16 protein-coding genes are annotated in these 12110 nt (G+C 70.4%); 9 read left to right on the forward strand and 7 right to left on the reverse strand.

Annotated features, from left to right (window positions below; translation table 11 throughout):
* Positions 1–404 precede the first annotated feature (404 nt).
* A complete protein-coding gene (locus tag Ade02nite_RS41975; protein WP_203776266.1) occupies positions 405–821 on the forward strand; it encodes a MarR family winged helix-turn-helix transcriptional regulator in 417 nt (138 codons plus the stop codon).
* A gap of 121 nt (positions 822–942) precedes the next feature.
* Here the strand turns inward: Ade02nite_RS41975 and Ade02nite_RS41980 are convergent, their stop codons facing one another.
* Both Ade02nite_RS41980 and Ade02nite_RS41985 read right to left on the reverse strand, forming a co-directional pair.
* On the reverse strand, positions 943–1608 hold the full coding sequence (locus Ade02nite_RS41980; protein ID WP_203776267.1) for an MBL fold metallo-hydrolase: 666 nt from the start codon (positions 1606–1608) through the stop codon (positions 943–945).
* 276 nt (positions 1609–1884) lie between these two features.
* Positions 1885–2439, reverse strand: coding sequence for a hypothetical protein (locus Ade02nite_RS41985; RefSeq protein ID WP_203776268.1), 555 nt, complete (start codon positions 2437–2439; stop codon positions 1885–1887).
* A gap of 93 nt (positions 2440–2532) precedes the next feature.
* Between Ade02nite_RS41985 and Ade02nite_RS41990 the strand changes: the two genes are divergently transcribed.
* Positions 2533–3000, forward strand: coding sequence for a hypothetical protein (locus tag Ade02nite_RS41990; protein ID WP_203776269.1), 468 nt, complete (start codon positions 2533–2535; stop codon positions 2998–3000).
* A 109-nt stretch (positions 3001–3109) separates the two neighbouring features.
* Here Ade02nite_RS41990 and Ade02nite_RS41995 read toward each other — a convergent pair whose 3' ends face one another.
* Genes Ade02nite_RS41995 through Ade02nite_RS42005 form a run of 3 tightly spaced genes read right to left on the reverse strand, consistent with a single transcriptional unit; the run spans position 3110 to position 5286 of the window.
* On the reverse strand, positions 3110–3856 hold the full coding sequence (locus tag Ade02nite_RS41995) for a RibD family protein (protein ID WP_203776270.1): 747 nt from the start codon (positions 3854–3856) through the stop codon (positions 3110–3112).
* Positions 3857–3876: 20 nt separating this feature from the next.
* The gene (locus Ade02nite_RS42000) at positions 3877–4485 is read right to left on the reverse strand and encodes a DNA-3-methyladenine glycosylase (protein WP_203776272.1); all 609 of its coding nucleotides are present in this window, start codon (positions 4483–4485) and stop codon (positions 3877–3879) included.
* A gap of 9 nt (positions 4486–4494) precedes the next feature.
* Positions 4495–5286 (reverse strand): SAM-dependent methyltransferase, encoded by a 792-nt coding sequence (locus Ade02nite_RS42005; protein WP_203776275.1) that lies wholly within the window; start codon positions 5284–5286, stop codon positions 4495–4497.
* A 130-nt stretch (positions 5287–5416) separates the two neighbouring features.
* Here Ade02nite_RS42005 and Ade02nite_RS42010 point away from each other — a divergent pair, with 130 nt between their 5' ends.
* The 3 genes from Ade02nite_RS42010 to Ade02nite_RS42020 all read left to right on the forward strand — a co-directional run bounded on the left by Ade02nite_RS42010 (position 5417) and on the right by Ade02nite_RS42020 (position 7362).
* A complete protein-coding gene (locus Ade02nite_RS42010; protein WP_203776277.1) occupies positions 5417–6292 on the forward strand; it encodes a helix-turn-helix domain-containing protein in 876 nt (291 codons plus the stop codon).
* Positions 6285–6488 carry a DUF397 domain-containing protein gene (locus tag Ade02nite_RS42015; protein ID WP_203776279.1) on the forward strand — a complete coding sequence of 68 codons (204 nt, stop codon included), beginning with the start codon at positions 6285–6287 and terminating at the stop codon, positions 6486–6488. Before Ade02nite_RS42010 ends, Ade02nite_RS42015 begins: the two co-directional genes overlap by 8 nt.
* 103 nt (positions 6489–6591) lie before the next feature.
* Positions 6592–7362, forward strand: a complete 771-nt coding sequence (locus Ade02nite_RS42020; protein WP_203776281.1) for a CAP domain-containing protein — start codon at positions 6592–6594, stop codon at positions 7360–7362.
* On the opposite strand, the gene Ade02nite_RS42025 is transcribed toward Ade02nite_RS42020, so the two are convergent.
* A complete protein-coding gene (locus Ade02nite_RS42025) occupies positions 7359–7943 on the reverse strand; it encodes a nucleotidyltransferase domain-containing protein (RefSeq protein ID WP_203776283.1) in 585 nt (194 codons plus the stop codon). The genes Ade02nite_RS42020 and Ade02nite_RS42025 overlap by 4 nt on opposite strands.
* 22 nt (positions 7944–7965) lie before the next feature.
* On the opposite strand from Ade02nite_RS42025, the gene Ade02nite_RS42030 reads away from it, so the two are divergent.
* The 3 genes from Ade02nite_RS42030 to Ade02nite_RS42040 are packed head-to-tail and all read left to right on the forward strand — an operon-like array spanning position 7966 to position 9741.
* A complete protein-coding gene (locus Ade02nite_RS42030) occupies positions 7966–8451 on the forward strand; it encodes a type II toxin-antitoxin system PemK/MazF family toxin (RefSeq protein WP_203776285.1) in 486 nt (161 codons plus the stop codon).
* A gap of 24 nt (positions 8452–8475) precedes the next feature.
* Positions 8476–9072, forward strand: coding sequence for a hypothetical protein (locus Ade02nite_RS42035; RefSeq protein WP_203776287.1), 597 nt, complete (start codon positions 8476–8478; stop codon positions 9070–9072).
* 12 nt (positions 9073–9084) lie between these two features.
* Entirely contained in the window at positions 9085–9741 is a 657-nt protein-coding gene (locus tag Ade02nite_RS42040; RefSeq protein ID WP_203776289.1) for an adenylate kinase family protein, read from the forward strand.
* Here Ade02nite_RS42040 and Ade02nite_RS42045 read toward each other — a convergent pair.
* Entirely contained in the window at positions 9729–10478 is a 750-nt protein-coding gene (locus Ade02nite_RS42045; RefSeq protein WP_203776291.1) for a polyphosphate kinase 2 family protein, read from the reverse strand. The genes Ade02nite_RS42040 and Ade02nite_RS42045 overlap by 13 nt on opposite strands.
* Before the next feature lie 76 nt (positions 10479–10554).
* Here Ade02nite_RS42045 and tyrS point away from each other — a divergent pair, with 76 nt between their 5' ends.
* A complete protein-coding gene (gene tyrS, locus Ade02nite_RS42050) occupies positions 10555–11811 on the forward strand; it encodes a tyrosine--tRNA ligase (protein ID WP_203776293.1) in 1257 nt (418 codons plus the stop codon).
* The last annotated feature ends 299 nt before the right edge of the window (positions 11812–12110 follow it).

Consider the following 12110-nt stretch of genomic DNA (forward strand, 5'->3'; position numbering starts at 1 on the left):
CCGTCCGGCCGCGTGCTGTGCGCCCGCCTGGCCGCTGCGTTCCGCGGCTGCGTGCTGCGGTTCCGCTTGGCCGCGTGCTGTGCGTCCGCCTGGCCGCTGCGTTCCGCCCGGCTGCGTGCTGCGGTTCCGCTCGGCCGCTGCGTTTCCGTCCGGCCGCGTGCTGTGCGTCCGCCTGGCCGCTGTGTTCCGCTCGGCCCCTGTGTTCTGCGCGGCCGCCGCGCCGCTCCCGGCCCGCCCGATTTGTCCTGTGCGTTTCCCTCGCTGTCCACGCCCGATTCGCGTCGAAAGCCCGTCCCTTGTCCCCAGCCCGAAATGTCCTCGACCCTCGCTCTGTCCACAGCCCGTTTTGTCCCGTGGACATTGCCGGCGCTCCTAGCTGTACAGGCTTGCTGTACTTTGGGCCCGTGGGCGACGAGGAACTGGCGGAAGCGCTGCGTGTGGCGATCGGCGACTTCGTCCGGCGCGCTCGGGCGGGCGATCGGATGCCGCCCGGGCAGGCTGCCGTGCTCGGCCACCTCGACCGGGAGGGGGCACTCTCGATCGCCGACCTCGCGCGCCGGGAGCGGGTGCGGCACCAGTCGATGACGCGGACCGTCCACTTGCTGGGCGACCAGGGGCGCGTCGAGCTGAGACCGCACGAGGCCGACCGCCGCCAGGTGGTCGTGGCCCTCACCGCGGCGGGCCGGGAAGCCCTGGCAGCGGAGCGCCGGCATCGTTCGGCCGGCATCGCGTCGGCGATCCGGGACGACCTCGACGACGAGGAGCGCGAGATCATCCGCCGGATCCCCGAGGTGTTGCGCAAACTCCAGCCCAAGCCATAGGCGGGCGCGCCCCGTGCCTCTTTTCGGGGCAACCGAGCCGCCGTGCCGGGCGGCGGCGCCTTGGCGGGGTCGTTCTCGTTCGGCGAGGGGCGATGCTGCCTGGCGTACCGGGAGAGCTTGATCAGGCGTCGATGCTCTCGCCCGGCGCCAGGCGCTGGAGGGGAATCCCGGTCAGCCCGTTCTTGCCGAGAAGCATGGCGGCGGAGTTCTGGCCCAGGTCGCTGAGCAGGAGCTCGTGGATCTGAAGCATCCGCTCGGGGCGAACGGCGCGCACGAAGTCGGCCGCGTCGCCGAACTTGGTCCACGGGCCGCTGGTGGGCAGCAGGAGCAGCGGCACGGGCACGCCGGGAACGAAGTAGGCGTCGCCGGGGTGGTAGACGGCCTCGTCGATCAGGTAGCCGACGTTGTCGATCTGCGGGATGTCCTGGTGGATCAGGGCGTGCCGGCCGCCGTGCGCGGTGATCGAGAAGCCGGCGACGTCGAAGGCGTCACCCGGCTTCACCGTGGTCAGCCGGTCGGCCAGGTCGCCGGGGGAGTCCGGTGCCTGCTCGGCGAGTTTCGCGGTGACCTCCGCGGGGGCGTAGACCCGCAACTCGGGCCGGTTCCACAGCGCGGCACGCACGAGCGCGTCGTCGAAGTGGTCGAAATGCTCATGCGTGATGAGCACCGCGTCCGCCTCCCCGAGCAGCCGCTGCGCGTCCGGGGTGAAGGTCCCGGGATCGATCAGGATCGTCCGCCCGTCCTTGGTGAGCGTGACGCAGGCATGCGCGTACTTCGTGAGCTTCATGAACGACCTCCTCAGGTACAGCAAAACTGTACAGCCTTGCTGTATAAACCTGCCAAGGCGAAGTGTCCGCCGCCACAAGCGGTGAACGACGGCTCCCGTCCGAGCGAAGACCGCGCAGCCGCCACTCCACCGAGCAAGCGAGCAAGCTAGCGAGGGACGGAGCCGGTCGCGAGATATCTAGATAGAACGTTCGTTCTTGGGAACCTGGGCCGAGGGGCAGACAGAACGTTCGTTCTCGGAAACCTTGCCGCCGGGCAGGCTGAACGGCCGCGGCCCTCAAGCGAGCGGCTGGCCCGCGGACTGGGTCTCGGTCGGCTGCGGCGCGGCGTGGTGGGTCAGGATGGCGCCCGTCATGAAGGTGCCGCCGACGGCCAGGGCGCCGAGGATGCCCAGGGAGATCTGCTGTTCGAGGTCGTGCTGGCGTTCGGAGCTCGACTCGGTGACCACGGTCAGGCGGCCGTTGTCGTTGAAGACGTACTGGCCGTTGCGCAGCTCGGTGTCGCCGTCCAGGCCGGCGAAGGCGAGGACCACGGCGAGCCAGAAGGCGAAGAACATGACCCCTGCCAGCATGCTTGCCCAGTGCGGCACGTGCGGGGGCACCCAGGCGGTCAGGCTCCAGGCGCGGCGGGGCCGGGTGGTGCGGTAATACCAGCGGTTGCCGATCACGCCGGCGATCACGCCGGGGACGGTCAGGACGGCGGCGACGCCCACGGCGACGGTGGAGGGCAGCAGGCGCATGCCGGCCACCAGCGCGCCGACGAGCACGGCCGACCAGAGCAGGCCGGCGGAGCACATCGCGCCGCACACGATCAACCACCGCTGGGAAATCATCAGTCCGGACGCTAGCGGCACGCGGACGGCGGCGCGGCGGTTTCGGCCGGAACGTCCGCGCCGACCGGAACGCGTCGTATGATCGGGCGCGAGATGAGCGACTTCTACGCCTGCGTGATCCCCACCGATGCCGGCTGGCAGCCGGAGGGTGAGGCGGCGGAGCGCGCCGAGGACTACGTGGCGGGCGTCTTCCCCGACTCCGACGGCGCCGGCCAGGAGATCACTGTCGAGTTCTACGACCGGATCACCGCGGTCGACGCCGGCGAGAACCTCGAGCGCATCACCTGCCCCCGCTGCGGCGCCGACATCCCCCTCGAGTGGTACGCGGAGCTGCTCGAGGAGTCCGAGGGCGAGTTCGACGATCTCGGCGTCACCGTGCCCTGCTGCAACTCGCAGCTCCAGCTCGACACGCTCACCTTCGACTGGCCGTGCGGCTTCGCCCGCTTCGAGATCGCCGTCCTCAACCCGGCCCGCGACGACCCCGAGTTCACCGAGGACGAGCTGACCGAGCTCGGCATCCTGCTGGGCCACCCGGTCCGCCAGATCCGCATCCACGTCTGACCCACGGGCCGCGCGAAGGAGCCTGACCCGCATCCAGGCTGACGCCGCGCGCCGCGCGAAGGAGCCAGATCCGCATCCAGGGCTGCCGCCGCGGGCCGCGCAAGAGAAGTCAGCGCACCACCTCGTATCTCAGCCACAGCGTCCCGTCCGCCGACACCTGCGTGCACATCAACCGCAGCGACGCCGGCGCCTCTCCCTGACCGAGCGGCTCCCCGTCGAAGAGCGACGGCGTGCCCGCCCCGCCGATCACCGCCGGATAGACCACCACCTGGATCTCGTCGACCAGCCCCGCCCGCAACAGCGCCCCGTTCACCCCGCCACCCGCGGTCGACACCACGCAGGCGACCCCGAGCCGCTCCCGCATCCGCCGCAGTGCTTCCCCGAGATCGACCCGGGCGGACCCCGCGACCAGGTACGAGATCTCCTCACCCCGCAGATAGGACAGGTACGCGGCCGGCGTGGCCTGCGAGACCAGGACGAGCAGGTGATACCCGTCGTTCTCCTTCATCGTCCAGCGAACGCGCCCCCGCCCATCCACCACGGCAAACCACTTCGCCGCCCGCGGCACAACGAAGTCTTCGTACAGCTCCGTGGTGTCGACCGAGGGTGGCGGCAGATCGAGCAGCGGCCCCGCCGATGAGGGGACCAGCGACCCGCTGCCCTCCAGCACCGCGGTCGGGTGACAGGTCTGCTCCAGCAAGGCCGCCCGCGCGGCCTCCACCCCGTCCGCGCTGGGCGGCCGCAGGGCCTCCCATGGCTCCGGCGACGTCATCAGCAGGTGATCGCGGCGCAGCGTGAGGCGGCCGTCGAGGGACATCTGGGCGGAGACCACGACCCGCGGGCGAGAAGCATCCATGGGTCAGGACTACCAGCCGCCTACGACACTTTCCGAACCCTCGGGGTGTGCCGGCGGTAGGCGCTGACCGACGGGTCCCCCTCGATCCAGAAGCGCCAAGCCACGTCGTGGGCCGAGGTGACGCCCACGCGCGGGCCCGCGGAGATCGCGCCGACGGGTGAAGCCGGGGGTGTCACCGTCAGGGGGCCCGTGCCGTCGAGGACCGAGGTGCCGTTCGCGGAGCGGTCGAGGGCCAGCACCTGCATCAGTTTCGCCGGGCCGGACGCGAGGTCGCTGTCCCTGCTGGTCGCCGGGCGCCGGGATCGGGCCGTGGGCAGGCCGGCGGTGACCGATCCGGCCCGCAGCAGCACCGCCGCGGCGCGGCCCTGCTCGCCGCAGACGATGTTGGCGCAGTAGTGCATGCCGTAGATCTGGTAGACGTACAGGAAGCCCGCCGGGCCGAACATCACCTCGTTGCGTGCCGTCATGCCGCGGTGGGCGTGGCTGGCCGGGTCCTCCCCCAGGCCGCTGTACGCCTCGACCTCGGTGAGGCGCACGGTCACCCCGTTGGCGGTCAGCTGCCACCCGAGCAGCAGCCGAGCCGCCTCGTCGACCGCGTCGGCGGGCAGAGCAAGCCAGGAAACGTCCACCGGGCCACGTTACTTGCGACCGACCGCCCCGAAGATGGAGGCCTCCACCGGCGCCGGGTGCTCGGTGTCGCCGGGGTCCGGCCGCCAGTCCGCGACCGGCTGGATGCCCGGCTCCACCAGCGTCAGGCCGGCGAAGTGCGCCGCGAACTCGTCGCGCGTCCGCGGGTGGACGTCGGAGCGGCCGGTCCGCAGGGACTCGTCCCAGTTGGCCTTGAGCTCCGGCGTCAGCAGGTCGGTCGTCGCCATGGTGGCGATCAGGTGACTTCCCGGCGCCAGTTCGCCGAGCAGCGTGCGTACGATCTCAACCGACTCGTCCTGCGACGGCAGGAAGTGCACCACCGCGACCAGGATCAGCCCCACCGGCCGGGTGAGGTCGAGCACCTCGGCGGCCTGCGACAGGATCTTCCGCGGGTGGCGCAGGTCCTCCTCGAGATACCGGGTCTCGCCCTGCGGGGTCGAGGTCAGCAGCGCCCGCGCGTGGGCCATGACCATCGGGTCGTTGTCCACGTACACGATCTTGGATTCGGGTGCGGCGCGCTGGGCGACCTCGTGCGTGTTGTCGGCGGTCGGCAACCCCGTACCAATGTCGAGGAACTGCCTCAGGCCCGCGTCGGCGGCGGCGTAGCGGACCGCGCGGCGCAGGAACGCCCGGTTGGCGCGGGCCGCGATGCGGGCGGCCGGGTACGACTTCGCGAGGAGGTCGCCGGACTCGCGGTCGGCGGCGAAGTTGTCCTTGCCGCCCAGCCAGTAGTTGTACCGCCGCGCCGGATGGGCGACTCCGGTGTCGAACCTGTCGGTCATGTCCTCATTGGATCATGACCGAGGGCGCCGGCACGAGAGGTGCTACCGACCGCAATCGATCACTTACGGAGAGGAGCGTCTATGTCTTAGGGTGAGATTCCCGCCGAGGAAATCTCGAAAGCGAGCGCAGATGACCGAAACAGGTTCGACCGTCCCGCGACGCCAGGTCGGCCGCCTGCTGAAGCAGCTGCGAGAGGAAGCCGGCATCTCCCTGATGGGCGCCGCCGAGGAGCTCGAGTTCTCGCGGGCCCGCATGTACCGCATCGAGAAAGGCGAGGTCGCCGTACGCAAGCACGACGTGATCGCGATGTGCGGCGTCTATCGGGCCACCGCGCGGATGACCGAGGTGCTGCTCGGTCTCGCGCACGAGGCCAAGGCCAAAGGCTGGTGGCACGCGTACGGCGATGTCGTCCCCGCCTGGTTCGAGCTCTATGTCGGCATGGAGCAGGCGGCGAGCCGGTTGCGTTCTTTCGCACCCAGCGTCATTCCGGGCCTGCTCCAGACCAGGGAGTACGCCGAGTGGGTCTTCCGCAAGTGGATCGGTGACGACGAGCCCGCGGTGCGCAACGCCGTCGCCGTACGCCTGGAAAGGCAGTCGCTTCTGACCCGGACGAGTCCGAGCGCCCCGCGGCTGGAGGTGCTCGTCGACGAGGGGGTGCTGCGCCGCGCCATCCCCGACACGCAGGGCATGCGGCGCCAACTCCGCCATCTCGTGACCGTCTCGACCCGGTCCAACGTCGCGGTGCGGGTGATCCCGTTCGCCGCCGGCCCGCACAAGGCCGCGAGCTCCGGCCAGTTCACGATCCTCGAGTTCCCGGCGGTCGGCGCCGCGTCGCCGGAGCCGACAACGATCTATTGCGAGAATCTCACCGGCGCGCTCTATCTCGATAAGCTCGCTGAAGTGGAGACATATGAATCGATCTGGGGGGAACTGGAGGCGGTTGCCCTGAGCCGGGCCGATTCCGACGATCTCATCGCGACGATCATCGAGGAGAGCGATGACTGACCTGACCGGTGCCGTCTGGCACAAGAGCACACGCAGCGGCGGCAATGGTGGCGACTGCGTCGAGGTCGCGGTCAACCTCCCGGGGATCGTCGCCGTCCGCGACACCAAGTGCCCCGAGGGGCCGGCCCTCGTGTTCACCCACGCCGAGTGGTCGGCGTTCCTCGGCGGCGTGCGCGACGGGGAGTTCGATCTTTAGTTCTCCGTGAGCCGATCCTTAAGGACTCATTAGCGGGCGGGCGGAACGGCGGCGGGCGCCTCCATAGTGGGAAAGCCGTCCCCACGACCAAAGGTGCCCTTCGATGAATGCCGCTGCCCGCGCCCGTTACACGCTGGTGGCGGGAGTCACCGCTGTCGTCATCGGGTCCGGGTTCACCTTCGCCGGGCTGACGAGGGACGCCGAGGCGGAGAGCACCATCCCCAGCGCCGCCGAGCAGCCTTTCGCCCCGCCCGCGACCGAGAGCGCCGAGACCAGCGCGCCCACGACGCCGAGTCCGAGCCCGAGCACGAGCGCGACGCCGTCCCCCAGCGCGTCACCCTCGAAGAAGCCGGTCTCCAAGAAGCCGTCGCCGAGCCCCACGCGGGCGAAGAGGAAGGCGCAGACCGTCGCCACGAGCGCACCCGACGAGACCACGAGCGCCCCGCAGACCAGCGGCTCCGTCGTCGGTCAGGTGCTCGCCCACATCAACGCCGCCCGCAAGGCCGAGGGCCTGGGCGAGCTCACCCTCGACGCCGACCTCTCCCGGGCCGCCGCCATCCACACCCAGCTGATGATCGACGGCTGCGGGCTCTCCCACCAGTGCGACGGCGAGTCCGGCCTCGGCGACCGGTTCAGCGCCCAGGGCGTCAAGTGGTCGTCCGCGGGCGAGAACATCGGCTTCGGCTCGAGCGGCGCCGCCGACTCGGCCAAGGTGAACGCCGCCAACGGCCTCACCGACAGCATGCTCGCCGAGGTGCCGCCGAACGACGGCCACCGCAAGAACCTGCTCAACAAGAGCTTCGAGCGCATCGGCCTGAGCATCGTCCGCGACAGCAAGGGCATCACCTGGATGACCCAGGACTTCGTCGGCTAGGAGCGCCAGGCGTGGCCCGGGTGTACCAGGTCGAGCGCCTCGTCCAGCCAGGCCCGCTCGGCGGCGGTCAGCGTGGGCGCGACCGCGTCGTAGTCCTCCTGGTCCTTCGGGCGCGTGTGCTTCGCCTTGAAGAACAGGGCCACGTCGGGGCTGAGGTAGGGGATCCCGTCCGGCGTCCGCCGCACGATTTCGCTGTACGGGCGGCGCTGGCTCGCGTGCCGCCGCGAGACCCACGTGTCCCCCTCGTGCGGCTCCCGGAAGACGTCCAGGCGCCACACCTCCGCGACCGGGTCGAGCGCCCACGTCTGGTGGTGCTCGGCCAGCGCCCCGGGGGTCGCCGGCACGAGCACGCCCGCGCCGGCCGGCGCGAAGAACGCCAGCTCGGGAAGGCGCCCGGCGACCGCGGCGAAGTGGGCCGCCGGCACGGCGATCTCCGTGTCCTCGTGCTCGCGCAGGGTGCCGCCGAGATGCAGGTCGATCGCCCAGCCGCCGGCCACGTACCAGGGGACCTCGAGCCCGGCCAGCCGCTCGGCCACGTACGACGGGTGCCACGACTGCCAGGCTTCGATGTCCGGTGTCATACCGGCAGCCTAGAGTTCAGCCGTGGCCAAGATTCTCAAGACCCTTCTGCGCAAGGTGACCGGCCGGGCGGCGAGCACGCCCGCGCCGCAGCCGCGGCGGGCTCCGGCGCGGTCCGTCCGGCACGTGCCCACCCACGAGCGCGGCCGGCACATCGCATACTCGCCTCACCTCGACGGCGACGCCGACCCCGGTGAGGTCGTGTGGACCTGGGTGCCGTACGAGGACGATCCCGCGCAGGGCAAGGACCGGCCCGTGCTTGTGGTCGGGCGCTCCGGCCGTACCGTCCTGGGCTTGATGTTGTCCTCCCAGAGTGACCGCGACGGCCAGCGCAACTGGATGGGCCTCGGCACCGGCGCGTGGGACCGGGAGGACCGGCCCAGCTGGATCCGCCTCGATCGGGTGATCGAGGTCGACCACGACGGCATCCGGCGCGAGGGCGCCGTGCTCGACCGCACCCGTTTCGACCGCGTCGCGGCGAAGCTGCGCCAGGACTACGGCTGGCGGTGAGCCGCGCCGGATAGCGTTGACGCCATGGAGAAGGACGTAATGGTCGGTTTCGGTGGCAAGCAGGCGTGGCTGGCCGTCCGGAGCGAGCCGGGCGCCGACCGTGACCCGGGCCGGGTCATCGACGCGCTCGGCCTGCGCGATCTCGGCTCGGTGAGCTGGCGCGACGGCATCGACCTCGCGCACCTCACCGACGACCGGGTCGCCGTCACCCCGCCGCTGCCCGGCGCCCGCGAGACGTCCTGGGTGCTGGTGGCCGGCCGCCGGCTGATCCGGCCGGGCACCCCGGTCGACGTCGTCGCCCTCTCCGCCGAGCTCGGCACCGAGGTGCAGTTCTTCGCCACCCACCGGGTCACCGAGCTGCACCGCTGGCAGCGCGCCGCGGCGGGGGAGCTGATCCGCGCTTTCGGGTACGTGGGGCAGACCGGCGAGGTCACGTCGTGGCACGGCGAGCCCGACGCGGCGGAACGCGACGCCGGCCTGCCCGGCGAGCTGACCGAGGACACGACCGTTCTGGTGGGCGAGAAAGACGTGCTCGCCGTCGCGAACGCGTGGAGCATCGACCCGACCACCCTGACCGGCAGACCCGCGCCGGGACCGCTGCGCATCGGCGCGGCTGACTGAGAGCAGGCCATCATGCGCAAGTACGTGATCATGGGAGTGCAGGGCAGCGGCAAGGGCACCCAGTCGCAGCTGCTCTGCGACGACCTCGACCTCGTGCACATCGCGGTCGGCGACATCTTCCGCTGGCACGTCAAGAACCACACGAAGATCGGCGCCCAGGTGCGGCGCACCATGACCGCCGGCGAGCTGGTCGGCGACGACCTGGTCGAGCGGATCGTGCGCGAGCGCCTCGACGGCCACGACTGGAACTACGGCTTCGTCATCGACGGCTTCCCGCGCAACGACCGGCAGGCCGAGTTCTTCATGGAGAGCTTCGACATCGACGGCGTGATCCACCTCGAGCTGCCCGAGGACGAGGTGCGCCGCCGGGTGCTCAGCCGCCGCCTCTGCCCCAACTGCGGCATGGACTACAACCTCATCGCCGACCGCCCCCAGGTCGAGGGCCGCTGCGACATCTGCGGCCACGAGCTGATCACCCGCGCGGACGACACCCCCGAGGCGCTCGACGCCCGGCTGCGCGACTACAACGAGAAGACCCGCCCGGTGCTCGAGCTGTTCCGCCGCAAGGAATACGTGCACGACATCGACGCCCGGCCCTCCGCCGACGAGGTGCAGCAGACCATCCGCGAGGCGCTGCGCCTGCCCGACTACAAGCCTCAGAACTCGTGACCGCGCCGGCGTAGCTCGGCCTCGATCGCGTCGCAGACCGCCTCGACGACGGCGAAGCGCGCGTAGTGCTTGTCGTCACCGGGGATCACGTGCCACGGCGCCCAGGTCGGATCGCAGCGCTCGAGCATCTCGTTCACCGCCGTCTCATAGGCGGGACGCTTCTCCCGGTTACGCCAGTCCTCCTGGGTGAGCTTCCACTGGCGCAGCGGGTCGTTGGCCCGGTCCTCGAAGCGGCGCAGCTGCTCCTCCTCGGAGACGTGCATCCAGAACTTGACGATGATCATCCCCTCGGCGACCAGGGTCCGCTCGAACTCGACGATCTCGTTGTACGCCCGCTGCCACTGCTCCTTGGTCGCGAAGCCCTCGACCCGCTCGACCAGCACCCGCCCGTACCAGGAACGGTCGAACACGGCCATGCCGCCCCAGCCCGGCAGCTTCGGCCAGAACCGCCAGAGGAAATGATGCCGCTTCTCGTCGTACGTGGGAGCGGCGAACTGCGACACCCGCACGAACCGGGGGTCGAGCGGCGCCACCAGCCGCTTGATCGCCCCGCCCTTGCCGGAGGCGTCCCAGCCCTCGAAGACGCAGGTCAGCGGCGGTCCGATCTTTTGCTCGCCGATCTGGCCGCCGAGAATCAGGCGCAGGCGCAGCAGCCGCTGTTGCGCCTCCTCCAACCGGGCCACGGCCTTCTTCTTGGAGATCTCGATCGGCGGCGCACCGCTACCCAGGCGACTCATCTCTTCTGTCTACCCGGGCGGCTTCGCCAGGGAAACCCAGTGTGATCGCCCCCGCCGGGTGAGGGACAATGCCGACGTGACTCTCGTAGACGACCTGACGTGGCGTGGACTGATCCAGGACTCGACCGACCCGGCCGCCCTGGCCGAAGCGCTCACCGGCGGGTCCCTCACGTTCTATGTGGGCTTCGATCCCACCGCCGCGTCGCTGCACGTCGGTCACCTCATGCAGGTCATGACCGCCCGCCGGCTCCAGCTCGCCGGTCATCGGCCGCTGCTGCTCGTCGGCGGCGCCACCGGCCAGATCGGCGACCCGCGCGAGTCGAGCGAGCGCAGCCTCAACCCGCCCGAGGTGGTGCAGGGCTGGGTCGAGCGCATCCGCTCCCAGCTGGCGCCCTTCGTGACGTACGAGGGGGCGAACGCGGCCACGCTGGTCAACAACCTCGACTGGACCGGCCCGACCTCCGTGATCGAGTTCCTCCGCGACGTCGGCAAGCACTTCCCGGTCAACAAGATGCTCGCCCGTGACGTGGTGCGCAACAGGCTCGAGAGCGGCATCAGCTTCACCGAGTTCAGCTACCAGCTGCTCCAGGCCAACGACTTCTACCAGCTCCACCAGCGGCATGGCTGCGCCCTGCAGTTCGGCGGTTCCGACCAGTGGGGCAACATCACGGCAGGGGTCGATTTCGTACGCCGTCGCGGCGCCGGCCCGGTGCACGCGTTCACCACCCCGCTCGTGCTGAAGGCCGACGGCACCAAGTTCGGCAAGAGCGAGGGCGGTGCCGTCTGGCTCGACCCCGAGATGACCTCGCCGTACGCGTTCTACCAGTTCTGGATCAACTCGGACGACCGCGACGTCAACAACTACCTGCGGTTCTTCAGCTTCAAGTCCCGCGAGGAGCTGGAGGAGCTCGAGAAGGCGACGGCCGAGCGCCCGCAGGCCCGGCTGGCTCAGCGCGCCCTCGCGCACGAGATCACCGCGCTGGTCCACGGTGAGGAGGAGGCGCAGCAGGCGATCACCGCCAGTCAGGCCCTGTTCGGGCGGGGTTCCCTCACCGACCTCTCGCCGTCGACGTTGCAGGCGGCGCTCTCCGAGGCCGGCCTGCTCTCCCTGCGGGGCGAGCTGCCCAACCTGACGACCCTGCTCAAGGAGTCCGGCCTGGTGGCCTCGGCCAACGAGGCGCGGCGGACGATCAGCGAGGGCGGCGCCTACCTGAACAACGAGCGGATCACCGATGGCGAGGCCGTGCCGGCGGTTTCCTCGCTGTTGCACGGGCGGTTCCTTGTGCTGCGGCGGGGCAAGAAGTCGTTCGCCGGGGTCTCCTACGAGGCTTGATCCATCGGCAAACCGGCTCTGACCTTGAGCTTTCTCTTGATCGGCCCCCTGTGACGTGGTTCGCAGGGGGCCGATTTGGCATCCGGCTCGGGGCCCCTGTAATGTTTTCCGAGCCGCCAGGGAGACGGGCGAGCGAGCGGGACTCAGCAATGAGGCCCGGCGCGGCCGTCCTGGAGGAACCCTCGAAATTCGCCGGGCAATCGCCCGTGCTAATTTCTTGGGGCTCGAGCGATTCGATTTGTCGATTACCGGGAAATTTCCGGGAGTTGACGAAGCGGAAAAGCGAGAGTAAAGTTGAG

The organism is Paractinoplanes deccanensis (assembly GCF_016862115.1).
Classification (GTDB): domain Bacteria; phylum Actinomycetota; class Actinomycetes; order Mycobacteriales; family Micromonosporaceae; genus Actinoplanes; species Actinoplanes deccanensis.

Coding starts and splice junctions, on each gene's coding strand:
- Ade02nite_RS41980 (WP_203776267.1), bottom strand. CDS start 1,608: ATGAAGCTCACGAAGTACGCGCATGCCTGCGTCACGCTCACCAAGGAC.
- Ade02nite_RS41985 (WP_203776268.1), bottom strand. CDS start 2,439: ATGATTTCCCAGCGGTGGTTGATCGTGTGCGGCGCGATGTGCTCCGCC.
- Ade02nite_RS41990 (WP_203776269.1), top strand. CDS start 2,533: ATGAGCGACTTCTACGCCTGCGTGATCCCCACCGATGCCGGCTGGCAG.
- Ade02nite_RS41995 (WP_203776270.1), bottom strand. CDS start 3,856: ATGGATGCTTCTCGCCCGCGGGTCGTGGTCTCCGCCCAGATGTCCCTC.
- Ade02nite_RS42005 (WP_203776275.1), bottom strand. CDS start 5,286: ATGACCGACAGGTTCGACACCGGAGTCGCCCATCCGGCGCGGCGGTAC.
- Ade02nite_RS42010 (WP_203776277.1), top strand. CDS start 5,417: ATGACCGAAACAGGTTCGACCGTCCCGCGACGCCAGGTCGGCCGCCTG.
- Ade02nite_RS42015 (WP_203776279.1), top strand. CDS start 6,285: ATGACTGACCTGACCGGTGCCGTCTGGCACAAGAGCACACGCAGCGGC.
- Ade02nite_RS42020 (WP_203776281.1), top strand. CDS start 6,592: ATGAATGCCGCTGCCCGCGCCCGTTACACGCTGGTGGCGGGAGTCACC.
- Ade02nite_RS42025 (WP_203776283.1), bottom strand. CDS start 7,943: ATGACACCGGACATCGAAGCCTGGCAGTCGTGGCACCCGTCGTACGTG.
- Ade02nite_RS42035 (WP_203776287.1), top strand. CDS start 8,476: ATGGAGAAGGACGTAATGGTCGGTTTCGGTGGCAAGCAGGCGTGGCTG.
- Ade02nite_RS42040 (WP_203776289.1), top strand. CDS start 9,085: ATGCGCAAGTACGTGATCATGGGAGTGCAGGGCAGCGGCAAGGGCACC.
- Ade02nite_RS42045 (WP_203776291.1), bottom strand. CDS start 10,478: ATGAGTCGCCTGGGTAGCGGTGCGCCGCCGATCGAGATCTCCAAGAAG.